Origin of the sequence: Bacillus oleivorans (assembly GCF_900207585.1) — a bacterium.
Taxonomy (GTDB): domain Bacteria; phylum Bacillota; class Bacilli; order Bacillales; family JC228; genus Bacillus_BF; species Bacillus_BF oleivorans.
In genome coordinates this window covers 15,331-39,247 of the sequence record NZ_OAOP01000011.1, presented here as the reverse complement: position 1 = coordinate 39,247, position 23,917 = coordinate 15,331, and the positions used below count along the sequence as shown (strand labels likewise).

The 23,917-nt window shown below is 36.6% G+C and carries 30 protein-coding genes; 26 read left to right on the top strand and 4 right to left on the bottom strand.

Annotated elements, in window-relative coordinates:
- Positions 1 to 29: 29 nt before the first annotated feature.
- A complete protein-coding gene (locus tag CRO56_RS19575) occupies positions 30 to 2,120 on the top strand; it encodes a hypothetical protein (RefSeq protein WP_097160318.1) in 2,091 nt (696 codons plus the stop codon).
- 30 nt (positions 2,121 to 2,150) lie between these two features.
- Positions 2,151 to 4,619, top strand: coding sequence for a hypothetical protein (locus CRO56_RS19570; RefSeq protein WP_097160317.1), 2,469 nt, complete (start codon positions 2,151 to 2,153; stop codon positions 4,617 to 4,619).
- Between the two features lie 76 nt (positions 4,620 to 4,695).
- Here CRO56_RS19570 and CRO56_RS19565 read toward each other — a convergent pair whose 3' ends face one another.
- Entirely contained in the window at positions 4,696 to 5,697 is a 1,002-nt protein-coding gene (locus tag CRO56_RS19565; RefSeq protein ID WP_097160316.1) for an LLM class flavin-dependent oxidoreductase, read from the bottom strand.
- A gap of 171 nt (positions 5,698 to 5,868) precedes the next feature.
- Positions 5,869 to 6,723 (bottom strand): FtsZ/tubulin family protein, encoded by an 855-nt coding sequence (locus CRO56_RS19560; protein ID WP_097160315.1) that lies wholly within the window; start codon positions 6,721 to 6,723, stop codon positions 5,869 to 5,871.
- A 197-nt stretch (positions 6,724 to 6,920) separates the two neighbouring features.
- Between CRO56_RS19560 and CRO56_RS19555 the strand changes: the two genes are divergently transcribed.
- From CRO56_RS19555 to CRO56_RS19545, 3 genes are all read left to right on the top strand, one after another.
- Positions 6,921 to 7,940 (top strand): DUF3231 family protein, encoded by a 1,020-nt coding sequence (locus CRO56_RS19555; RefSeq protein ID WP_097160314.1) that lies wholly within the window; start codon positions 6,921 to 6,923, stop codon positions 7,938 to 7,940.
- A 214-nt stretch (positions 7,941 to 8,154) separates the two neighbouring features.
- On the top strand, positions 8,155 to 8,712 hold the full coding sequence (locus CRO56_RS19550) for a DNA-3-methyladenine glycosylase I (RefSeq protein WP_097160313.1): 558 nt from the start codon (positions 8,155 to 8,157) through the stop codon (positions 8,710 to 8,712).
- Between the two features lie 312 nt (positions 8,713 to 9,024).
- Entirely contained in the window at positions 9,025 to 9,429 is a 405-nt protein-coding gene (locus CRO56_RS19545) for a GNAT family N-acetyltransferase (protein ID WP_097160312.1), read from the top strand.
- Positions 9,430 to 9,505: 76 nt separating this feature from the next.
- Here CRO56_RS19545 and CRO56_RS19540 read toward each other — a convergent pair whose 3' ends face one another.
- Positions 9,506 to 9,757, bottom strand: coding sequence for a hypothetical protein (locus CRO56_RS19540; protein ID WP_425427230.1), 252 nt, complete (start codon positions 9,755 to 9,757; stop codon positions 9,506 to 9,508).
- 52 nt (positions 9,758 to 9,809) lie between these two features.
- On the opposite strand from CRO56_RS19540, the gene CRO56_RS19535 reads away from it, so the two are divergent.
- From CRO56_RS19535 to CRO56_RS19480, 14 genes are all read left to right on the top strand, one after another.
- Positions 9,810 to 10,286 carry a cell wall hydrolase gene (locus CRO56_RS19535; RefSeq protein WP_097160310.1) on the top strand — a complete coding sequence of 159 codons (477 nt, stop codon included), beginning with the start codon at positions 9,810 to 9,812 and terminating at the stop codon, positions 10,284 to 10,286.
- Positions 10,287 to 10,372: 86 nt separating this feature from the next.
- On the top strand, positions 10,373 to 10,774 hold the full coding sequence (gene gerQ / locus CRO56_RS19530; RefSeq protein WP_425427235.1) for a spore coat protein GerQ: 402 nt from the start codon (positions 10,373 to 10,375) through the stop codon (positions 10,772 to 10,774).
- 220 nt (positions 10,775 to 10,994) lie between these two features.
- Positions 10,995 to 11,213: a hypothetical protein gene (locus CRO56_RS19525; RefSeq protein WP_097160309.1), complete on the top strand. Its 219-nt coding sequence runs from the start codon at positions 10,995 to 10,997 to the stop codon at positions 11,211 to 11,213.
- Positions 11,214 to 11,626: 413 nt separating this feature from the next.
- Positions 11,627 to 12,133, top strand: coding sequence for a hypothetical protein (locus CRO56_RS19520; protein WP_097160308.1), 507 nt, complete (start codon positions 11,627 to 11,629; stop codon positions 12,131 to 12,133).
- Between the two features lie 144 nt (positions 12,134 to 12,277).
- Positions 12,278 to 12,853, top strand: a complete 576-nt coding sequence (locus CRO56_RS19515; protein WP_097160307.1) for a hypothetical protein — start codon at positions 12,278 to 12,280, stop codon at positions 12,851 to 12,853.
- A gap of 108 nt (positions 12,854 to 12,961) precedes the next feature.
- Complete coding sequence (locus tag CRO56_RS23035) at positions 12,962 to 13,108, top strand: hypothetical protein (protein WP_179714372.1); 147 nt, start codon at positions 12,962 to 12,964, stop codon at positions 13,106 to 13,108.
- Positions 13,101 to 13,289, top strand: coding sequence for a hypothetical protein (locus tag CRO56_RS19510; protein WP_097160306.1), 189 nt, complete (start codon positions 13,101 to 13,103; stop codon positions 13,287 to 13,289). Before CRO56_RS23035 ends, CRO56_RS19510 begins: the two co-directional genes overlap by 8 nt.
- Positions 13,276 to 13,446 carry a hypothetical protein gene (locus tag CRO56_RS23030; RefSeq protein WP_179714371.1) on the top strand — a complete coding sequence of 57 codons (171 nt, stop codon included), beginning with the start codon at positions 13,276 to 13,278 and terminating at the stop codon, positions 13,444 to 13,446. Before CRO56_RS19510 ends, CRO56_RS23030 begins: the two co-directional genes overlap by 14 nt.
- On the top strand, positions 13,433 to 13,756 hold the full coding sequence (locus CRO56_RS19505) for a DUF3139 domain-containing protein (protein WP_097160305.1): 324 nt from the start codon (positions 13,433 to 13,435) through the stop codon (positions 13,754 to 13,756). The genes CRO56_RS23030 and CRO56_RS19505 overlap by 14 nt, the downstream gene beginning before the upstream one ends.
- A gap of 185 nt (positions 13,757 to 13,941) precedes the next feature.
- Positions 13,942 to 14,373 carry a DUF3139 domain-containing protein gene (locus tag CRO56_RS19500; protein WP_097160304.1) on the top strand — a complete coding sequence of 144 codons (432 nt, stop codon included), beginning with the start codon at positions 13,942 to 13,944 and terminating at the stop codon, positions 14,371 to 14,373.
- Entirely contained in the window at positions 14,370 to 14,594 is a 225-nt protein-coding gene (locus tag CRO56_RS19495; protein WP_097160303.1) for a hypothetical protein, read from the top strand. Before CRO56_RS19500 ends, CRO56_RS19495 begins: the two co-directional genes overlap by 4 nt.
- A 300-nt stretch (positions 14,595 to 14,894) precedes the next feature.
- On the top strand, positions 14,895 to 15,107 hold the full coding sequence (locus tag CRO56_RS19490; protein ID WP_097160302.1) for a hypothetical protein: 213 nt from the start codon (positions 14,895 to 14,897) through the stop codon (positions 15,105 to 15,107).
- Positions 15,108 to 15,190: 83 nt separating this feature from the next.
- On the top strand, positions 15,191 to 15,949 hold the full coding sequence (locus CRO56_RS19485; RefSeq protein ID WP_097160301.1) for a metallophosphoesterase family protein: 759 nt from the start codon (positions 15,191 to 15,193) through the stop codon (positions 15,947 to 15,949).
- A gap of 627 nt (positions 15,950 to 16,576) precedes the next feature.
- Positions 16,577 to 17,026: a hypothetical protein gene (locus tag CRO56_RS19480; RefSeq protein WP_097160300.1), complete on the top strand. Its 450-nt coding sequence runs from the start codon at positions 16,577 to 16,579 to the stop codon at positions 17,024 to 17,026.
- 1,008 nt (positions 17,027 to 18,034) lie between these two features.
- Here CRO56_RS19480 and CRO56_RS19475 read toward each other — a convergent pair.
- Entirely contained in the window at positions 18,035 to 18,256 is a 222-nt protein-coding gene (locus CRO56_RS19475; protein ID WP_097160299.1) for a hypothetical protein, read from the bottom strand.
- Between the two features lie 785 nt (positions 18,257 to 19,041).
- Between CRO56_RS19475 and CRO56_RS19465 the strand changes: the two genes are divergently transcribed.
- From CRO56_RS19465 to CRO56_RS19435, 7 genes are all read left to right on the top strand, one after another.
- Positions 19,042 to 19,425: an OsmC family protein gene (locus CRO56_RS19465; protein ID WP_179714370.1), complete on the top strand. Its 384-nt coding sequence runs from the start codon at positions 19,042 to 19,044 to the stop codon at positions 19,423 to 19,425.
- Between the two features lie 18 nt (positions 19,426 to 19,443).
- The gene (locus CRO56_RS19460; RefSeq protein ID WP_097160297.1) at positions 19,444 to 20,055 is read left to right on the top strand and encodes a TlpA disulfide reductase family protein; all 612 of its coding nucleotides are present in this window, start codon (positions 19,444 to 19,446) and stop codon (positions 20,053 to 20,055) included.
- 94 nt (positions 20,056 to 20,149) lie between these two features.
- On the top strand, positions 20,150 to 20,788 hold the full coding sequence (locus CRO56_RS23025; protein ID WP_179714369.1) for a hypothetical protein: 639 nt from the start codon (positions 20,150 to 20,152) through the stop codon (positions 20,786 to 20,788).
- Between the two features lie 7 nt (positions 20,789 to 20,795).
- Positions 20,796 to 21,551 carry a cytochrome c biogenesis CcdA family protein gene (locus CRO56_RS19450; RefSeq protein WP_097160296.1) on the top strand — a complete coding sequence of 252 codons (756 nt, stop codon included), beginning with the start codon at positions 20,796 to 20,798 and terminating at the stop codon, positions 21,549 to 21,551.
- 17 nt (positions 21,552 to 21,568) lie between these two features.
- Complete coding sequence (locus CRO56_RS19445) at positions 21,569 to 22,144, top strand: peroxiredoxin family protein (protein ID WP_097160295.1); 576 nt, start codon at positions 21,569 to 21,571, stop codon at positions 22,142 to 22,144.
- Between the two features lie 32 nt (positions 22,145 to 22,176).
- Positions 22,177 to 22,860: a response regulator transcription factor gene (locus tag CRO56_RS19440; RefSeq protein ID WP_097160427.1), complete on the top strand. Its 684-nt coding sequence runs from the start codon at positions 22,177 to 22,179 to the stop codon at positions 22,858 to 22,860.
- On the top strand, positions 22,847 to 23,914 hold the full coding sequence (locus CRO56_RS19435) for a sensor histidine kinase (protein WP_097160294.1): 1,068 nt from the start codon (positions 22,847 to 22,849) through the stop codon (positions 23,912 to 23,914). Before CRO56_RS19440 ends, CRO56_RS19435 begins: the two co-directional genes overlap by 14 nt.
- Positions 23,915 to 23,917: the final 3 nt, after the last annotated feature.

Here is a 23,917-nt window from a genome sequence, read left to right as displayed (position 1 = left end):
ACTAAGACTAAGGAGGTGAACATTTAACGATGAATGGAAAAAGCAGAATGGTTGTCATTGATCCAGATAATAGGTATATCGTACCGGCGATTCCTGATGAAACGCTAAGTCAGGTATTTGGTCAGCGTACGATTGACCCGCGTGCAGAAATGGCTGTTTTATATGTGGAATTTTGGATTGTAGATGGATTCAGTCTTAGGATCTCACATGATAGAATCCTAACTTTTCTAAAAAAACATATTGATGCAAGTAATATCCGCGATTTTATTTCACTTTTAGCCAAACGAGGGTACACTGAAAGATTCTTTGATCTAACTCGTTCTACGGTAGACCGAAATGGAGAGCTTCGTTCCTATTTAAATTCGCTAGGTGTTGAAAATATTGAAATTAGCTATTACAGGGACTGGGATGGGAGTGAAACGGCCGGCCTGTTGGCAGGATGCGTTGTTGGAATTGGAGAATCGTTTGCGACGATTGTGGTGGATATTATTGAAATGGGCAAGCTTTTATTAAAGTTGGCCCAATACCAGATGAGAACAATAAAAAAGTTAGTTACGGACCCTGATGCAGGACTTACGGACATACATAACCAGGCTGAAATGATTGGCAAGCTCCTTGATAGTTTAGTAGAACAACTGGACATATCCCGCCTCCCTTCTGAAGTTGTGAATACTTGGAGAGAGTGGAACGTTGAGTTTGAGAAGCACCTGGAAAACCATGAACCATTTGATGCCGGACGCCATCTGGGCAGGATTGCTGGTGACTTATGGCAACTATTAACGGGTATTCGAGCCTTGGGGAAACTCCTTCAAGCTACCGGGAAAAAGGCGATGGAACATGCACCACTCATGTTTAGGTCGTTACGAAGCACAGCAGCAAAATCACAAGAGGTTATTGCAGATATGGCAAAGCTCTTATTGTCCATTGGAAGAAATGTTATTGATGAAATTCCTACTGTTGGATTGGATGTTCTAAGGACAATGTTTCCACCGGAAGTATTACGAAAACTATTCAAGGAAGGGCGAGCATTTCTAGTCCATAATAACATTACCTTAATGCCTATAATTGACAGATGTTATCAGCATGCATTTCCTGGAAATATCATGCCGTCCCGTTTCATGGTTGGTGTTTTCGAAGAGGGAAAGCCTATGCTAATGGCTTCAATGTCTGAACGAATCGTAGGTGCTACAAGGGAGGAAGCAATGGCTGCGATTGACGAGATGCTGGACCGAATAGATGAACTATTCAAAGAACCAGGCAGACGTTCGCTTAAGTTGTCTTTAAAGGAAGCAACAGTAAATGCAGAGGCAATTAAATTGCTTAAGCAACGGATTGATACCTCCCTTCAAAATCTACTGCAGAAAATAACCTATGAATCTTTTACTGAGCTTCGGCGGAGCAAACAGAAATTTTACCCAAAGGACCTTGGACTGCTCATCCACAAGCGGATGGCACATCTTGTCCCAGTTGTCATCTCACAAGTTGCCCCTGGTGCTTGGTTCCGGACTGAAAAAAAACTATCAACCATTGTGGAAGAACTGCTTAATTTAAGTAACAGTGCTTCACCAGGTGATTTGGCAAGAGCAAAAGAAAGCCTAAACAAATCTGTCGCTTCGCTGCTAGCTAAACGTGATGATGTACTGGATGTTTTAGGACTAGAAAAGACTGCAGCCGCTCGTACTGAAAAATCGATCACTAAATTTCTCAAGGAACATTTTGGGATTAAGGGAAGTACGACTGTAGGAGATCTCCAGTCTGACCTTACAATAGCGGATCCTAAGATCAAACATGTCATTAATGTGGACTTTACATCATCAACGAATTCGGATCAATTTGAAAAGTTATGGAAAAAAGTTAATGAAGACCTTGGGAAAAAATTTAATGGGAACTGGAGCAAATTGGATGAAGAATATGCGAAGGCCGGTAAGGGCAAGGCACCAGAAGAAGTGAAACTGGCACTTGATAAGTTAACATGGCACGCAGTCCGAGAAACGGTTATTCGAAAGGCAGCTTTAGAAGAAGCCCTGGGGATCGGATGGCAAGTCTCATCTCGAGAGATGTTATACGATGGCTTTGCAAGATTATTTAAAAAAGAAGCAGATGCAATATCTGCTAATTAACCAATTTCGACTTAAAGAGGAGGAAACAAAATGTCAAAAAAGTACGTTGCCGACATAAGTGAAGAAGTTATGTCGTTTAAAACAGAGTACTCGGACCGATTTGTGTATTCTAACTATTTTGTTCCGCTAAAAATTACATTCGATGATGCCCGTACACCGCTTTTACCGTTTTATAATAAGCAAAAACTATTAGAAGTACATTATAATGGAGACTTGGACCTAACTCGCTTACAAAATATTCTAAAGGATATTGGCTATCCGGAATTATGGGCAAAAAATGCGATGGATGAGGCAAAAGAGCGGTTAGAATCAACTCTTTCAACGAACCCAGAATTCTTAAAGTTAAAAGTTTCGGATCAAAACTCGAATGAAATCGGAAGATCGTTAATTGAAGTAAAAGATAAATTAGGAGTTCTGACTCCAAAGATACGGGGAGCCAATCGAGAGCTGCTAACATCCGTAACCGAGAAACTATCAGAGACTACGACTCTATTAGATCAAATTAAATATCCAGGCAGACAAGAACTGCTATTAGAGAAATATGTGAAGCCAACTATCCTAAGTCAGCAAGAATTAGAGTTTATTTCAGGATTACTCCAATCAGAGATTGGTTTTCTATTTTTGGATCGCACAAGAATCCGTCCAGTAGGTTTTGGGTTGGGAGAGCACGTATATTCCTTAAGTTTAGCCCCTGATGAGGAAGTAACCCTAGAACAGAAGACTTTTACGAAAAAGGAGGTTACATTCGAGGAACAAAATGAGCAGGAAAACCAATTCGATGTTGAATTGTCCAGTACATACAGTACTGAGATCCAGGAGGGCTTTGAACGACAAAAGAGCAGATCTGATTCCTGGGGTCTTACCTGGGGATTGGGTGCTCAGTACGCATCTCCAGAAACCATGTATGGGCAAGTAAATGCTCAGTTTAATATAAATGAGACAAGAAATGTTACAGAAGCACATCAAGAAACGATGAGACGTTCTGTTAAGGACAGTCAGACTGCAAGCTCCAAAGTTGCTGGAAAATATCGGACCCAGCACAAGACAATGTTCCGTATTGTAAGCGAGCAAAGCTTTGAATCAACCTCAAAACGAACAATTCGAAACCCAAACCGAACTACACCCGTAACTTTACATTATTTCAAGGTTCTTCAACGATTAAAGATGACACAGGAGCGTTATGGAGCGCGGCTTTGCTGGGCCCCAAGCATTAAAGATCCCGCCCTGACATTTTTCGAGAAGATCCGTAAGGGGAGACAATATATCATTGACGAGGCGCAAAAACGGTTACCTGCTCCTCCGGCAGAACCTCCAGCACCTGGTACAGCTGATTCACCAACTTCAACCAAGAATGAGACCAAAATTTTTCACTCGCAAATCGTTGAAGCAGATAAATGGGGAGTTACCGGTGATATGCGGGCTGAATATGAGATTGATATTCCTTATGATGCAGAGTTTACTTGGGACGGAGACGTATCGAAAGTCGGCATTAATATTATCACTCGCCGTGAGCAAAAGGATGTGAGCAGATGGATTGTCGGAATGCCTACCCCTACTCTAGATGGAAGCGGGAGACAGGTGTTACGCGTTACCGTCCACATTGGTGCGAAATCTTGGCTCTTTGGTCCTGGAATTCAAGTGCAAATTAGTGCTTCATTCTATAAAAAAGTTACCGTCTCGGAACAGACTGCCGAGAATACAGCATATAATGACGCAATAGCTGATTATCGGATAAGGCTAAAGGAGTGGGAGGATGAAAGAGACGCTGCCATAGCTTCAGCAAATCAAGAAGCTGATGCTTTTGAAAAGCGAATGGTTGAAACGCTTAGTCCTGTCAATGAGATGGTAAGTCAAGTCATTGAAAAATACTTCCCGGCAGGAGTTCGGGATGAGATTTGGGAAATTGATTATTGGCAAAGATTGTTTGATTGGGAGAGAGCATCTTTTGTTGCTTATCCAAGCTGGTGGTCGGGTGGAGAGACTCGGAAACCAACAGTTGATCCATCAGATTTTATTAACGCTAGCTGGGCAAAGCTGTATTTACCTATCAGAGTCGGGATGGAGCACCATGCGCTTCGCTGGATTTTTGGAAAGTCTCTTGCAGTACCACTATCTAAAGAAGAGGAAGCTAAATTCGATGAAGTCGTAAATCAATTAAACAAATTTAGAAGTGAGGTAATTGGCTCTGTGGATGAAGTTGCACATCTGAGTGAAGAGGGTCAGGAGGCACCAGAACCATACCGTTCTCTGGCAACCTGGTATGAACTCATGCCGACAGATGGCACGCATATTGAAGTCATGCAGGGTGCAACTAGTGCAGCAGATGCGATTACAAGCAAAGAGATAGAGGACGCATCTGAATTGCGAAAGGCCGTACTTGAAGGTGAAAAACTTTCTAATCAACTGAAAGATAAGGCTCACAAAGAAATGCATAAGCCATCCTCCAGTGTTCATGTAGGGGTGGGAGAAGCTTCACCCAATGAAATAAAACAGAAGTAAGAATGATACGGACAGTGATATTCATTCACTGTCCGTATGCTGTTATGGTACATAACAGAAGTAATTACTTTCATCTTTACCTTCCATCAACTACTTCTTTCAATATTTCATAAGAACGTTTTTGTTTTTCCGGATCAAAAATATAAGTGACAGCCATGATTTCGTCGACATTATATTTATCTTGGAAATCCTTTAACTGTTGTCTGATCGAATCTTTACTACCCATAAAGGTAACGCTGGTCATTGCTTGGGCCATTTCTTGTTCAGCTGGACTCCAGATGTGCTCCATGCTTTCAACAGGCGGTCTTAATTTCATTTGAGAACCGCGAACAACATTTAAGAAAAATTGCTGCATGGTAGTTGATTCAAATTGAGCCTCTTCATCCGTTTCAGCTGCAATCACGTTTAGACAAACCATCATATAAGGAGAGTCTAAGTATTGGGATGGCTGGAATCTTTTCCGGTAAATCGATATTGCTTCCTCCATATATCTTGGTGCAAAGTGGGAAGCAAATACATACGGCAAGCCTAACTGAGCTGCCAAATATGCTGAGTCGGTCGACGAACCGAGAATATATATTGGAATATTGGTACCCACACCTGGATAAGCCTTGACATAACCCTGCTGTTCCTGAGGGCCAAAATACTGTAACAGTGCATTGACGTCCTCAGGGAATGTATAGACCGAATCATTTTTTGAACGTCTGAGTGCGCTGGCCGTTAACATGTCAGTACCAGGTGCACGTCCTAGACCCAAGTCTAGCCGGTCAGGATAAATTGTTGCCATCGTACCAAATTGTTCTGCCACAACAAGTGGAGAATGGTTTGGGAGCATTATCCCTCCGGACCCAACTCGGATGTGTTCTGTATGTTCTAATGTATGTTTAATTAAGATAGCAGTCGCTGAACTCACCAGTGTTGCTGTATTATGATGCTCAGCAATCCAATAACGTGTATAACCCATTTTCTCAGTCGCTTGCGCCAAATCCACCATTGCATCAATTGCTTCCTTTGGCCCTTGCCCTTCACGGATAGGGGCGAGGTTTAAAACAGAAACGGGTATTTGTATATTTGTCATTGTAACGTATCCTTTCATAAAACAGATTCGAAATTTATAGTATCAATTTAATCATTGGACTCAAAATAAAATGCTCGGCGGAGCGGCGGTAGTTCTTTATGATATATCGTTTACTGTGTAAAGACTTCCTAATCTTTTCATTATTAAATAAAAGAACTGACCGCTCTAAGGTCAGTTCCTCAATAGTTTAAATCTTCTTCTTCCTATTTCAGTCAATCTTTGAAATTTTATTAATAAGTCCTTGAATCTAGACAGCTTCTTATAATTATTAGGAGTATCGATTGGATCACTGATGCCATTTACTAATAGAGTAATTTTGAAGTGCTTCCCCGGTTCGTCAATAAAATATGAGCCGATTTTGAAAAGATCTGCCTTTGAAAAAAGGTCATGAAGCCTTAAGTTAATCTGGCGAAATGTTTCCATATCGACATCTCTTGTATACCCGATATTAATAATAAGCTGCTTAGCATCTGTAAAATCTTTAGGCAGATAAGGTGTTGAGATTAAATCCTTCAAAGGTTCATCAAAAGAATCTCCCTCAACTGTATGTATAAATAATGGTCCCTTATCTTTATTGATAAAAGTCTTTATATCCTGAAAGTCAATATTCACATCTCCAGTTTCTTCAATGATGTTTTTCACAGCATTAATCATGTGCTCTTCAATCGAATTAAAAGTTAAATTGGCCGCACGAATTGTAGTACTTTTATCAATCATCTCCATAAGGGCATCACTATGAAAATAAATAACAGCATCACATATTTCTTTCATCCTAAAATATTGGGTAGTAGCCGTCTGAAATCTTCTTTTACCCTCAAAGCGAAATGGAAAGCGGAAGATTCCAATTAACACATCATGCTTTTCCTTTAACGCACGAAGTTCGTTAATTAGTTCATCCGTTTCACTAGAGTTGCCCCCAATAAAACGAAAAAAACATAAATCATCCAACCTTACCTGATCAGTACTAGTCTTGTCCAATTCATGAACACCACTATTAATTTGATAAATACTTTCAGTTCTTTCCATAATCGTCTCCTAAAAGCCATTTTTCATCATTATAAAAGAAGAAACTCAAAAAATTTGTCACACGGTGTTATGAAAAAACACTAGTTTTGTAGAATCGCTGGTAATGTTACAACTATCTTTTATTAAATTTATACAATTTAGGAATAGTATGTCTAAAAATGGATAATCTATAAAAAATAGACAGAAGGAGGGGGAATATGGAGAGAAATAGGACTAGGCTGACAGCTCCCGAAATTTCTAGTCTTTGGACCCAATATATGTTTGATACGATGTCAATTTGTTTTATTAAATATGCAATTGAACATATAGAAGATAATGATATTATCGATATTTACAAGATAGCTTTAGAGTATTCAGAAATACATGTCAAACAAATTAAGGAATTTTTTAAGGGTGAAAACTTTCCGTTTCCGCAAGGTTTTACAGAGCAAGATGTAGATATCCATGCTCCAAGGCTTTTTCAGGATCCCTTTTACCTGAACTATATGTATATTATGACACTGCAAGGGATTACCGGTTATGCACTTTCCATAAGTACATCAATCCGTGACGATTTAAGAAAATACTACATTGACTGTAATTCGGAAGTTATGAACCTCTACGAAAAAATAATGGATATGCTGCTGACTAAAGGGCTATTCTCCCGTCCGCCAGTCATATCGCCTCCTAATTCAATTGATTTTGTTAATCACCAAAACTTCATGACAGGCTGGTTTGGTAAACGCCGCCCGTTAACGGCTATGGAAATTGGTGATATAACGTTTAATATGAAAAAAATGAATGTACACGTGGCACTAAAGGTTGGCTTTAGTCAAGTGGCCCAATCAAAAAAGGTAAGACAATACATAAACAGAGGAATGGATATATCCAATAAGCATATAAATGTTTTTCATTCGATATTTCAGGAAGAAAAACTTAATTCACCCATGTCATGGCAATCATTTGTTACCAATTCGACTGTATCCCCTTTTTCTGACAAATTGATGATGTATCAGGTACAATTATCTACTCAAATTGCGATCGCCTTTTATGGGACTGCTCTAAGTGTTACTTCAAGAAGAGATCTGGCCCTAAAATATTCTGCTCTTACGGCTGAACTGGCTTTGTTCGCCGAAGACGGAGCAAATCTCATGATAGAAAAAGGATGGTTAGAAGAGCCGCCACTAGCAAGTGACCGGAGGGCATTATCAAAAGGTAAAAACAGCTTTAACCAATAAAAAGAGCACTACGGGACAACTTGAAGTATCCGCTGGTGCTTCTTTTTTAGTTCAATAACATATTGACCAAAAGCTTCCCGAAAAACTGGGATCCTCCTAAAATGAGTACATCCTTCATTTGCCTTCCACGCTTTCTAATATAAAATGAGTGTAATACAAGTTTATTAAAATTTGGTAGTTTGGACCATATGCAAAATAATAGGGGGATTGCCTTATGGTAAAACGCTGTGGCTGGGTTAATGAAGATCCATTGTATATTAACTATCATGATGTGGAATGGGGAGTTCCTGTTTATGATGATCAAACGTTGTTTGAATTTCTTATTCTAGAAGGTGCTCAGGCAGGATTGAGTTGGTATACGGTTTTAAAGAAACGTGAGAATTATCGGACAGCATTGGACGGTTTTGATGTTGAAAAGATTGTGAAATATCGGCCAGAGAAAATCGACGAGCTTATGCAAAACGAAGGATTGGTTCGCAACCGTAAAAAATTGGAATCTGTTATTATTAATGCCAAAGCATTTAAAGAAGTACAAAGAGAATATGGCAGTTTTAGTGATTACTTATGGGGTTACGTGAATGGAAATCCGATCATCAATTGTTGGGAAGGCCATAGTGAAGTCCCTGCGAATACAGCACTTAGTGATCAGATTAGCAAGGATTTAAAAAAAAGAGGATTTAAATTTGTTGGAACTACTATTATTTATGCCTATTTACAGGCTATCGGAGTTGTGAATGACCATATAAAAAGCTGTGAATTTTCAAAATGCTGATAAGAAAAATAGATTAAAGGTAAAACAGTGCCCTTGTGAAATCGAATGGAAGTAACAAGCGTACTGATGTTATTAATATTAAATTTATTAGTCATTTACTTCTTATATAGATCTATTTCTAATAATCGAAACAGATATCAAAACTAGCAGTGTATTGTATTCAGGTACTAAATGATTTTTTAAAGGATTTTTGGAGTTTTTATAGAAAGCTAACTATATTCGCTAAAGTTTGGAGGTTTTTTAATGTTACTGTACTATATTGACACTTATTTGAAGCTGTACAATATAAATTTCAGATAAGGAGTCGGTAATATGTTATATAAAACTGCGATTAACGATATTTCTGCGGATATGTTAGAAGGTTTTTTTGTAGGGTGGTTAAATCCGCCTAATCCGGAAATTCATTTAAAATTATTGAAGAATAGTGATAAATTTGTCATTGCAATTGATGAACAAACAAATAAAGTAATAGGGTTTATCACCGCTATAAGTGATGGTGTATTATCTGCTTACATTCCCTTCCTTGAGGTTTTACCTGAATATCAAAATAAAGGGATTGGTAAGGAGTTAGTAAAACGGATACTAAAAGAACTTGAAAATCTTTACATGATTGATTTAACGTGTGATGAAAACCTCCAACCTTACTACGAAGAGTTTGGAATGATTAAATCCACTGGAATGATAGTAAGAAATTATAAAATGCAATCAGGACAATAAACAAGCTAGTATCCGTTTCGGTACTGACTTTTAATGGGGTATAGGTTTTGTTTATATCACTTTTACATGACTCTCCCTAGCCGCCATTGGGATTTTGAATTTTCTTTAACCAGTTCAACGCTTTTTGAATAGAAGGGTCATTTGAAGATACACCTATGGATGTCATTCCGGTGATAGCAGCCCATGTGCCATAAATATAACAAATACCCCAACGCCAATACCAAGAACCATTCTTCTCTTGATGATTAACTAGCCATTTCACGCTCTTTTTTAGGGCTTTTTTTTTTGACTGAATTCCCCAAGTTTGGGCTGGTAGGCAAGTTGCCAAAACCAACTTCAGGCAATAAGTTACTTGTATAGGCTAAAAGGGGGGTGAGAATATGGGTAGTCGAATAAAACATACTTCCCGTGACGTGGATTCGTTAGCTAGGCTCATGCTGTCGGAAGCGATCGGTGAAGGAGCCCAAGGGATGAGTATGGTAGGATCTGTTGTGGCTAATCGGGTCGAGGCAGACTGTGCTCCGGACTTCAAAAATTTACGCAATATCAGGCATGCGATTTATCAAACTATACCTGGAACTGATATCCCTCATTTCGAGCCCGTCTTAAACGGAACTTTGTATACACAACGACCTGACGAAGCTGACCTCCAGAGGGCCAGGGATTTGCTGCATGGTTACAGGGAACCTCGGGCCAGAATGAGCTTGTGGTTTTTCAACCCCAGTCCAGGGAAAAAATTCCGAGCCCCTTGTGCCGCGACGATGCCAAGATCCCCCATGACGCAGTTCGATTTTGCGCACAAAAATCATTGTTTCTATGTAGGTGTACCGGGCTATTGCCCAGAGTTTTATCGATAAATAAAAAAGGAGCTGATCTTCATATGACATATGGAGACTCTAGTTATTATCCGACGTATTATTTTCCTGATTATTATCCGGCTTCCATGATTCAGGATAGGACCGCACAACAACTAGGAAGCTTCCCTATGGATATGCCTTCTGGACCGGCATATTCCGTCCCGGTGGTTCCTATGGGGACTGGGCAGCAATTACCGACAGGCGTGGTGGAAGAATCATTTATCGAAAATATCCTGCGCTTCAATAAAGGAAAGGTTGGTACCTTCTATTTTACTTACCAAGGGAACAGCAGATGGAATGCAATGGTTTATCAGGGACGCGTGGAAACAGCTGGCCGTGACCACATCATCATCAGCGACCCATCCAGCGGGAAACGCTACCTGCTTTTGATGGCAAATCTCGACTGGGTAGAATTCAGGGAACAAATCAACTATCCTCACATGGAAATTAGTCCGGAAGTCGAGGCAACCCTTGAGACATCGGAGTGAATTAGAAGAACGCTAAAAACCCGCTTATTTTTTTCGGAAACTGTGCGGGTTTTTAGTTCTACCATACAAAGGTACAAACTTAGAAGTCTGAACTCCATGAATAATGGACCTGCAATTTTCTTCTATTACATATTTTTTAAAAAACATCATGAACCTGCAATGATTTTTATATGAAACAAATATTTGTCTTGGTCTGAAGGTCGCTGGCTGGGGAAAAAGCATGGATACACGTAATAAAAAGATGCTGATAGAGAGGCAATTCGTAATCCTTGCGAAAGAGGTTCAAAAACATAAAAAATCCAAAGGATACTTCAGAACAGGTGTGAACCTGTGTGAATTAAAGGAAGTTTTGAGGCGGAAAGTGGGAAACAGAAAAAAGAAAAAACCCTTTCCACACAAGGGTTTCGGAATATGGAGCATAGGGGGCTCGAACCCCTGACCTCTACGCTGCCAGAAGGGGTTCAAGTGTTAAATTCATAAAATAGATTTAAAATGAAACAATAAATTCAGGTATATCAACGGTTTCCCGGAGTTCGGTATAAAGTCAGATTAACTAAATTCAATCAAATAAATTAAGTCTGTGTACAAATTGTGAACAAATTTAATAAGAAAAATGTAAGTGTGTGGTCTTATTGTGGTTGGTTAAATATTTAACCAACCATTTTTTATTCATAAATGTTATTTCCAATAAATTCTACAACGCAAGAATTGAAGGGGGTTATAGTTGTGGCTTTAATATTTTTTAGAAATTTGTGAATAAACATATGGAAGATTATGTTAATATTTAATTATAAAGGATAAGAACTAATGGACTTCAAATGCGAAAATGAATAGGTGAAGGGGAAAGATATAATGAGTAAATCTGTTATACACATATTTTTTGTTTTATTGATTGTACTTACTTTTACGTCAGCTTGCAGTTCTATAATTCCTCATAATCCTTACACTGGCCAACAATTAGTGATTGGCATTATAGGAGATGCTCCAACGCAGATAGAAAATGAGAGGATAAAATTTAAATCCTTAACTTTTGATGATTTAATCAAAAACGATTATAAAAAACTGGATGCCATTTTTATAATGAATGATCAATTAGCCGAAGCCTCTAAAAATAAGTATTCAAAGATTTATACCGATATACAAATACCAATTATTTTTATCGGAGCACATAACTCAGTACCATTTACAACCGATGATATATATCGTGGTGAAGGAGACTTTGTAAAAGGCATGCCTTATGCATCCGGTTTAATTCAGGGAAAAGGGTATAACCTTACAATATATAACGATATAGAAACCCGGGATACGATAGAACTTTTTTATTCAGACCTATTTAGATTAATAGAGAAAAATGATTGAAATTTATTTATATTAAGATGGCGTTTCAATGAGGAAAACCCTTTTATTCGCTTACCCGGTTTGGAACAAATTATAATTACTAATTTTGGGAGGGAGTTGAACAAGGTTATTTGGTTTTAGAAAATGAATAAGGGGAGATATTTTATGAAAGCGGTTAGTGTTTTGTTTATGTGTATTGTGTTGTCTATTATTATGGCTTCTTGTTCGGTTAATCAAAAACTAGATAATCTAAATAATGTTAATGTTTCGATTGTTACAGATGAATCCATTATTGGTAAGATAAATGTTGATGGTAAAGAAGATGGAAAATATGTAACACCAACGTCGTTGTATTACTCTTTTACCTTGCAAAAGCCTATACTAATGAGTTCAAAGCAGTTTCATCAACTTTTTAATGAATTTGATTTTTTTGTAGAACCTTCTACTAATTTAAAAGAATTACTTGAAGAAAATGTTGGTCGAAATATTTTTGACCTTGAAAAAAATAAGGCAGGAACTAACGCTGATTATATGGCTCAACGTACAGTAACATTAAATGATGATGAAATAGAGTTTTCCATTGCTTACTCTTTAGGAGCTAAAGAACAAAATCCACTTATACCTTTGTTACCGAACGAAGAAATATTAGAAATGATCCACCAAAATGCGTTGCAATCTACATTAGTATTCAAATCAGAAGATGGTGAAGAGGTACTACATAACTTACGTGATTTTGAATAACACACTAACAGGAGCGTTGATCCAAGAAGGATTAATCTTTTTGGTTGAAGCTATTAACCTAACGGGGCAGGATTGCTGAAGAAGATGTTGTAGGAAGAGGGGGATACTGTGTCGCTGAAAACAGAACTCAGATCATTGAACATTGATAACGATTTAAACTTACAGCAAATAAATATAGATAATCTTATTGAAGAAATGTTGGAAAACATCGGATCAGTTGATCCGGAATTAGAAGAAGAGGAAGACGATGAATAAAACCGATTGGAAAAAATATTTCATTCTCCTGCCTCCGTTTGTCATAGTGGGACTGATTATACTTTTCATTTTACCCGAAGGCTCCTACCATCTGGCGTTAATTGTTCCTATTTTATTCTGGCTTGTTTACTACGCATGGATATATATAGAAAATGGGAAAAAGAAAAATGAAAGTCAATAAAGGGTGGTTTATAACGTTTGGCGTTTTTACGATATTAGGTGGACTCGATATACTGTATGACGGATATAAAACAGAAATGATGATGATGACCATTCTGAGTTTCGTAGGAGCGATTCAGTTGGGTATAAAGAGAGAAAAAAATAATGCCGGCTATTGATGGGTATTTAACCAAAAGAGAGAAAAGAAACCGCAGAATTCTCTTCGGATTATTTGTTATCATTCTTCTAGTAATAGGTGGATTTATCTATTACCTGAAATTCGGATCCCCGATTGAACGCTATCAAACTATCGAAAGAATCAAAGAGCATTTAGAGGCGGAAGGCCGTTTAAGCCAAGTGAAAGAGATATCCTGTAAGTTAGATAAAAAACAAATGGACTTTGAATGTAATGTCACTTTTGATGGAGAGCCTAACATTGGAAACTGGCACTTTATAACGACCGACGGGACTGTAGGAACATATGACTAACGCAGAAAATAAAGAGCTTACTTACTAGGGGGGATTATATATTGGAGGCTATATTAGAATTATTAAACGGGATATTATGGTTTTTTGACCGCATACAATCGTTTATGATTTTTCTAGGAATGTCAGCTTTAATCGGAATGTGGTATCTTCTGTATTTGAAATCTTAGTAAATAAGGAGTTCATTAATGAAGTACATTGGAGCAGTCATCGGAATCATTTTAATTATTGGTTATGTTACTGGTAAAATGGAAATATTTAATGGTTCGTCAGAAGAACAGACTATAGAAACCGTACTCGACTATTTATCCGAGGATGGCTTAGATGAAAATATCAAAGAATATAAAACTACTTACGATAGAGACTATCGAGATTTTCTAATGGAAGTCAAGTTCAAGAATGAGCCGTTTTACACATATATTTACTTTATCAATGATGTTGGAGGGGCAGAACTAGGGGAAATACGGCAAATCGATGTTGGACGGTTAAAACGAGGGGAAATACAACAAGGCACAATTTACGAAGGGAAGAACGGATCCGTGTCAAAAAAATATCAAGGGCCTGGTGGTTTTCGAGATCCGGCCTATATTCCCGAAGATTGGGATGAAAAAAGAACATGAAGCCGAGAATTACCACTATAGAGTTTAATGAAGAGTATAAAAAAGAGATGGAAATGTATGAAAACACCTTAAAGAATATAGTCAAACGACGAATAGAAGAAATCGATGAGGCTTTTATTATGGATGAATATAAGGAAGAAGTGCGCGAAGATAAGTTCAATATCCGTCTTTTTCAAATTATAATTTTCATCGTTATTGTGTTGTTATGGAAACCACTTTAATTATAAAATGCCGATTTCGCAAAGATTGTTGTTTTTGAAAAGGGTTATTGATTTACCAAAGAAATAACATATAATGGAAGCGAGATGATGTTCTTCAACTAACGGAGCAGTTTAGTTGAATAAGAAATTATACAAGATGGTCGTCGATGGTGACGATCTTTTTTAATTGCTCTATTCAGAAATAAAGTTTATAAGTGGAATATTATGTTAAAATCTTATTAAAACAAATACGAACGAAGCAGGTTTGTTTAATAGTCTCTTGGGCATATTAGTAATTTCGATCATTAAAGGAGAATAAATATGGAAGTTATCTTTTTTGATTATGGAATAGAAATTAGCGTTGAGAACGGACGATACTTTATAAATTTCGATGAAGGGGAGTTAGTTTCGCGTTTTCGTACTATTGAAATAACATACGAAGAAGCCGAAAAAGCAAAACGCAGCCCAAAAGATGCTTATGAAGTAATAATTTCTTTTCAGAACAAAGAACGAAAGGAAAAGATGAAAGAATAGGATCCTTTCTTTATTGAAGTAACGGAGTAGAATAGTTTAATACGCAGACCGAAAAGTTAATGAAAATAGGGAGGAGTGGAAATATGAAGATTGCCGCACTTTATGATATTCACGGGAATTTACCAGCATTAAACGCAGTGTTGAAGGAACTTGAAGATATTAAACCAGATTTAATTGTCATTGGAGGGGATATAGTTTCTGGACCTATGCCTACGCAAACTTTGGAACGGATTTTATCCTTGACTGCTCCGGTACGCTTTATTCGAGGAAATGGAGATAGGGAAGTAGTGATGGCCTTTGACGGAAAATCACTCCCATCTACTATGTCTGAAAAGGGTCGTGAGAAGACACAATGGGTCGCTGAACAGTTAAATCGGTCTCAGAGGGATTTCCTATCTGACATACCAGAAACAATAACAATTCATGTTGATAGATTAGGTGATATTCTTTTTTGTCACGCTACACCACGTAGTGATGAAGAAATCTTTACACCCCTTACGTCTCAAGAACGGCTCACCACTATTTTTGAAGACATTAAGCAAAAGATTGTTGTGTGTGGACATACCCATATGCAATTTGAGAGACAAGTAGGTAGTGTCAGTATCGTTAATGCTGGTAGCGTAGGGATGCCATTTGCTGAAGAACCAGGAGCGTACTGGTTACTACTTAGCCCAATGGGTTATGAATATCGACGGACGATCTATGATTTTCAGGCAGCTGCACATGAGGTTAGAGCGAGTGAAGACCCACAAGGGGATGAGTTTGCTGAAGGGAACATGCTTAGGGTTCCAACAGCGACGGAAGCAGCGAAATTATTAGAGCGTATGGCCATGAAGAACTGAGTATTATTGCGTTAACGGGTAGCGTTAGATTAACAACAGAGGTAGCTGCGTCACCTCTTTTTCTTATTCAACAAACGAAGCAGAATAGTTCAACAAGACAGCTATTGAAACTTATACAAAATATAAACGTCAAATCCAAGAAAGGGGGATTTGAGTGAGAAATAATCATTTACTTTCGATTGCAGTATTATTTGTTTTTACTTCTTTTTTACCAAGTAACACACTGACCAATGCGTAATAAAAATGCCACCTGAATCAATATCACTTTCATCATATTCTAGTGAAGAAATAACATTAATGTGTTCTGGGCCGGAAATGTGGGGTGCTATTAGGTCATTAGCAACCTATACTAACTCCACTACTAAAGTCCACAATTATACAAATACTGGGGGACAGCCAAAAGCCAAATCACATTTTGATTCAATGCCAGGAACTTCAAAGTATCATGGTGACGGTGTATATACAAAATCAGCTGATGGTTATACAGTTACTTATTATCTAAGTACTTCTACTAGAACCTACTCATTAAGTTATCCTAACGGTACAATGACTGACAAAATAAGATATTATGATTAATACTTATCTAAACACTTAATCTAAAAATACTCGGTTAGGAGGACTGATTTCATGAATGAACCTAAACTCCACGTGTGGCAACCTATTACTGAGCTAACTAATGATATTATGCATGCTGACCTAAGTTTTTCTGATAAAGGCTTGTATTTAAAACTAATAGATATTAAAGGAAATGAAGTGTCAATAATTTACGATCAAATTTCGGTTACTCAAGACTATGTTTGGACTTTTCGTTATACAGGAGAAGTTGTAAGGTCTGATTTAGGAAAACTTGCAATTGATGCTGTTAATAAATCAGAGTCTATAGATGAAAAATCTTTATGTTTTTACAAGATGAGTAACTCAGATCTCATAAAATGGTTCGATGGCTTACCTTGGATGGGGAGTGAAGAATATCCAGCAGTAGAGCATCATATTTACTGTTCAAATGATGGAATATTCGAAGTTATTTCAGAATATGAACCAAAATTTATTGTAAAGAAAAAGAGCGAAACAGAATAAATTTTTAATGCGACTCATAATTACACTAGTTTCATTTACACATAGAAATCACTGCAGAACAAATTATTAATCATCATATTGGCGTTAAGCTGATTTACCAATGTTTAATGAGCAAAGATATTAAATTACAATCGAAATTTAAAAAATGATTGTGAAAAAATGTACTTAAACAAACTGGTTCTTTTAGTTGAGTAATGATTGGAAATTAATACATTAAAAAACGCTCAGGTTATATTCTGAGCGTTTTTCCTAATTATATATTGTTGATTTTTATTTATGTTATTCCATATCCTTTAATATTTATTGTGTGTGTTCCGAAAGACTCCTTTCTTTGTCGAGGTACAGAAAACCTTTTATAGCGATAAACTAATGAATGATAAAATTGAGAGGTATGTTGACCTATACGAGAGTGGAATTTTGGAGAACAAACCGCATGTTCTTATACTATCAGAGCAAAGGTATGCAATCGATGGAGACTATACTTTTAAAATTTTTCAGGCACAGTCATTTACTCAGTTTTTGGGGTCATTAAAGAAAGAACAACCTTAACCTTTGAAAAAGGTGAGTCAGAGTGAAGGAATAAAAATTAAAATTCAATCGTCAACAATTCGTCAACAGGACTAAATTTTTTCCGTTGATTAAATAAAGATAGAAATAGAAAAACCCTTGATTTATCAAGGGTTTTCGTTATGGAGCATAGGGGGCTCGAACCCCTGACCTCTACGCTGCCAGCGAACTTTAGTAAATAAAATGCCTTAATATGGCTTAAAATAGGCGGATTTTAAGCATTTAAATTAGCGAGAAACATCCTTGTTAGGATCAAATGTGAACTTTTGTGAATATTTTTGGTATGCACGTGGTCATTTATAAGATTTGATTCACTACCCTTTTTGGTATGGTAAATTGGAAAAAACAATAAATATTCAGTAGCCCTTATATGGTTGTATTCCAAACTTTCTCCCTTAATTGCCAATCTGTAATGGAACATGTACACTTCTGGAAGGTTATCTACAGATTTCTACTATCCATAATACCATTTTCTACTACAGTTAAACTTTCATGTTCCCTCTGTTTTATGCTTAATTGATCCTTACTACTTAGGTACTCGATGAAATCAAGAACAGACTTTATAGCGTCATCTGGTAATTGATCATATAACCTTAAAAATTCTTGATTTCTCTTAGCTAATTTGAATATTTCCTCCATTATATTCCATAAATTATTTGACATGAATTCACTCCTAAATTAATTTTTTATGTTTTTTTTCTTACTGCTCTTCAAGTGTAAATACATTCAAATAAAATATATTCTCTAACTCAATGGAAAATGAGATAGGTTTAATGTAGGGAAAGTAGGTGTATGCAAATTGGAAGTAAAAACGAACGGGTAGGATAGTGCAATAAGGACGTGCTTATTCAATAAGGCAATGTTCAGATCAATTGAGTGGGAAAATGAGAAAGTAACATCCTCAATAGCCGTAGCTTCCATTGTTCCTTTTCAAGAATCATTGTATAAGCAAACAAGATGGATATTGTAACAATAAAAAATCGTCGTTTTAGGCGATTTATTTATTGGATAAATGAGCTAAATTGAATTTTAAATTGTCAATAGATGTAAGGGAATAAAGACGGGTGGTGATTTCAATTATACGCTTAGTGAAAAAGGCTCAAAACGGGAATGACAAAGCCTTTTTTGGAAATTTTCCAGCAATTTGAGGATTGAATGGCTTTTGTATATGTGAAAAATCAATCAAGATGCTTTAGATGTTGTTCAGGAAGTTGCATAGCAATCTATTATGAAGATACATACAGTGAAAAATCCAGAGTACCTCAAAACGTGGTTGATGAAGATTACGATTAATTGTGCGATTAATATAGTTTTAGGAATCAATTCTTAGGATGTGGCAAATTAGAGTTTGGATTATAAGACCTTTTCTTAAAAACATTTAAAATCACTGTACTTTAATGAAATTTTCATATTTGGGATTCATACTCAACTTGAAGGGAGATGTGACAATGGATTTCAAATATGAAAATAACCATTTAGTGGGGATAACTGAGTTTAGTGAGTTACACGCTTCCCCGAACAGTAGTTTAGGGTTTAAGCCATTTGAATTGATGTTAACATCCTTAGTTACTTGCAGCGGATCACTACTTGTAAATTTGCTTAAAAAGAAAAGGATTGCATTCCGGAGTCTATACTTTTCTGCTGAAGCAGAACGAAATTCAGAAAAAGCAAATCGTATAGTTTCTGTGGCTATTACGGCTAATGTGGAATTTGAAAAGATGATTTTAGACGATACTCTGAGAAAAATCGAAGAACTGATTGTCAATAATTGTGGAATGATACAAACGATAATTGGATCAGTTGATGTAAGTTTTACGATTCGTGATAAATGACGAGGAGCTGAAAGGCTAATGTTTACAAAATATATTCCGGTAATCATTATTGGTTTATTAGTGATCTATGTGGTGATTGATTTTACTTCAGATAACAATACAACTGAGGAGACTTCCGGTGGTTCAATTCTGAATAACGGGCCGGATATAGCCGATGATAAAAGCCTCGATATAAATGAAGTTACTAAAAAAACACCGGAATCACCGATTATTGAATACGCAACTGATTTTGAATTAGCCTCGCTTGACGGTAACCAAATTAAACTTTCTGATTTAAAAGGGAAAATAGTAATTCTTAATTTCTGGGCTACATGGTGTCCGCCTTGTAAAGCTGAAATGCCACATTTGCAAAACTTTTATGAAGACCATAAAAATAACGATATTGAAATTCTTGCGGTTAATTTGACAAATTTAGATGATGGCGAAGAAGTTGTAAAATCATTTGTTACTGATTATGGTTTAACATTTCCCGTCCTTTTAGACACAGAAGGGGATGTAGGGATGACCTATGAAACCTTTACGATACCAACCAGCTACATTCTCGATCAAGAAGGACGTATTTTTCAAAAAGTTGTGGGTCCTATGGATGAACAAATGTTGAATGACATAATCAACGCAATTCCAAAGTGAATAATTTATGAGGACACAGCTAAGTAGATTTTCCCTGTCTTTTATTATAATGATAATTTCACATTCAATAATCAAAATAAATTGGAGGTGAAAAATGGCTACTCTTGCAAAACTTATTTCAATTGGAATTATAGCAATTAGCTTTCTATTAGGGTCATTGGCTTTTTATTGGATTAGTTCTCTCGATCGAAAAGAGAAAAAAGCAAAGCTTGAAGAGGTTGTAAGCTTTCTGATCAATTTTACGATATTCATCTGGATCGGAAAAATTATTGTTAATCTTTCGGATTTTATAAAGGATCCACTTGCGATTTTGGCTTATCCGTCTGATTCATCCTCCTTTTATATGGCGGTATTATTAAGTGAATTCTACGTCTATTTCAGAATGAGTAAAAACGTACTACAACTGTCCGACTTTTTAAGAGTGCTGTTTCAAGTTATTTTGACTGCTTCATTCGTATTTGAATTTATCTATTTCGTTCAAGATCGTAACGAGTATTCCCTATCGAATATGATTTTTAGTGCCTTATTGTTAGGGATTTACTATGTCGCAGAGAAACGGACTGATTTTCAATTGTTTACGATCATCCTTTTTAGTTGGATGATAGGAGCTGTAATTTTAATTACTACACAACCATACTTATCCTTTTTTGGTTATTTATTATCTTTACAGTTTATAGTTGTATTCTTCTTTGTCAATTTAGGAGTGCTGATCTTTAACAGGTTAAAGAGGTGATGATGTCATGGCAATAGGAACAGACACTTTTCTATTAATAGGTATGCTTTTAGCATTTGGGGCTGGCGCAATTTCTTTTTTATCACCTTGTGTTCTTCCATTATTTCCTGCATATCTGTCGTATATCACAGGAGTTAGTGTAATGGAGATTCAGGCCGAGCAAAATAAGGTTATGCGGAAAAAACTAGTAAGTCACTCCTTTGTTTTCCTTCTTGGAATATCCGTAGTGTTTATCAGTTTAGGGACAAGTGCTACTTATTTAGGGCAATGGATGCAAAGTTTGTTTGTTGGCAACACAGGGTTACTAATACAACGATTAGCTGGGATCTTTATAATCTTTATGGGGTTCGTGGTAGCCGGTTGGTTGACCATACCTGTTTTTATGAAAGAGAAAAGATTTCATTATACAAAAAAAACGACAAGTTATTTAGGAACATTCTTTGTAGGTTTAGGATTTGCTGCTGGATGGACCCCATGCATAGGCCCTATTTTCGCATCAATCTTATTATTGGCTGCCACAAGTCCTGGACAAGGCTTGCTTTATACAGTATTGTATGTGATTGGTTTTGCCTTGCCGTTTTTAATTCTGACGTTCTTTATAGGAAAAACAAAATGGATTGTACGTAAGTCAGGAATCATAATGAAGATCGGTGGAGTCATGATGATTCTTATGGGTGTGTTATTGTTCTTTGGACAGATACCCCGTTTAAGTGCATATCTACTAAGGCTTATTGATGGAACCTGGTTCTCCGGACTTGGATAATGGAGAGGAGAGTTGAAATGAAAAAAGTTATTTTAGGTATACTTGCCATTGTTTTAATTGGATGGGCGTTATTTGACTATGTTTCAAATGAAGCCACAAAAAATGAAACGAAAAAAAATAATTCGGTCATTTCTTCAAATACAGACGATGACGTTATAGAAACTAACGCAGTAGGTACTAAAAGAGGAAGTATTGCTCCGCAATTTGAATTAGAAACAATTGATGGCAAAGTGATTTCGTTAGAAGACTTACGAGGAAAAAAAGTCTTTATTAATTTTTGGGCTACCTGGTGTCCGCCATGTAGAGCGGAAATGCCCGATATTCAACGGTTTTATGAGGATGAAGAAGTAGTTGTATTGGCTGTTAATTTAACACATACAGAGGATTCTCTTTCTACCGTTAGAGGCTTCATCGAAGATGGAGATTTCACGTTTCCAGTGTTAGTTGACCAAGAAGGCAAAGTAGCGGAGATGTATAAGGTAAATGCATACCCTACCTCGTATCTAATTGATTCGGACGGACGAATTCAATACATTGCTTTAGGGGCTATGAACTACGATTTAATGGTGAAGGAATTTGGGAAATTAGAATGAACAATCCACTGCAGTTTGTTGGGGGTGAACCTTTGAAACAAAAGATAATAATCGTAGAAGATGACGAGATGATTAGAAAATTAGTTCGTATTTACTTAGAAAAAGAAGGATATGAAGTGGTAGAAGCCGAGGACGGAGAACACGCTCAAGAAGTGTTTTTAAATGAGTATCCTTGCCTCATAATCCTGGATTTGATGCTGCCCAAATTAAGCGGAGAAGACTATGTTGAATGGGTTAAAAAACAAGGAAGAAATGAAGTCTCAATTATTATGTTAAGTGCAAAAGTACAAACTGCTGATAAGATCAACGGGTTAAGGCTAGGAGCAGATGATTATATATCAAAGCCATTTGATCCGGAAGAACTACTTGCGCATGTTGAAGCAGTTCTTCGGAGAACAGGGCAATTCTGTCAGAAGATCTCGTATAATGGCTTATGCATTAAACCAAGGAGAGGCCAGGTTCTGTTGCATGATAAAGAAATTCATTTAACAAAGCATGAGTTTCAGCTTCTATATCATTTTATGGAGAATCCGGATATAGTTCTGCCACGTGAAAACTTATTAAATCATCTGTATCCATATTTAGAAAAGGAAATCATGGAAAGAACAATTGATGCACATATAAAAAAACTGCGTGATAAGATCGAAGAAGATCCAAGTATGCCTAAACGAATACAGACTATTCGTGGAATGGGGTATAAATTTGTCACAGAGTAAACGAAGATCATGTTTACCAAAAGACTTCTTATGGAGATTAACTACAGTAAATACCATAGTAATTGGGGCATTTATCTTGCTTTCAGGCTGGGCTATATATGAGACGGCATGCCAAATATTTGATGGGATTTTAGTAAATGAGGAAACAAAACAATTCAAGAGTCTTCTATTGCAATATTTATGGATATTCATCATCATTTTTTTCATTTTGGGGAGTATGATTCAATTTTATTTTACCCGAAGATTAATACAACCATTAAAGCTTCTTATAAATTCAATGAAAAGTTTGAAAAAAGGAAATGCTATTGAGCCGATTTTAGTTAAATCGGATGGGGAAATGGATAAATTAATCCATCATTTTAATGAGCTAATTGAACAGATGCGATCTAATGAATTTCGTCGTCACAAATTACTCTCAGATTTATCACATGAATTCCGTACACCTTTGACAAATTTGGATGGATACCTGAAAGCTTTGGAAAAGGGAGTTATTAAAGGTGATAGCCAACTTTTCCATTCATTGCGACAAGAGTCAAATAGACTGATTTATATGTTGAAACAACTTGACTCAATTGATCAATTTGAATATATTCAACATCAAAACTTTATAATTAAACAGGAAATAGACATTCAGGAAGTAATGGAACAAGTCGTTCGTATGTTTAGTTGGTCCATGAAAAGTAAAAACATTCGTTATGAAAGTGATATTGCATCACAACAGGTTCACATCGATCCAAATGGCATTATCCAAGTAGTCAGTAATTTACTTGAGAACGCTATTCGTTACTATGAAGGAAACAGACCGATAAAAATCTCTGGAAAGAGAGAAAATAATTATTATATGATTTCAGTTGGAGGACCTGGACAATTTATTTCCAGTCAAGAGCAACTGTTTATATTTGAAAGAGATTATCGAACAAACACTAATAACGTTGGAGACGGAAAAGGATTAGGTTTAGCTATTTCTAAAGAAATTATTAACCAGCATGGAGGGGGAATCAACCTTACCACAGACGGAAGTTATCATATTTTCTCTTTTACAATTCCTATATGACCG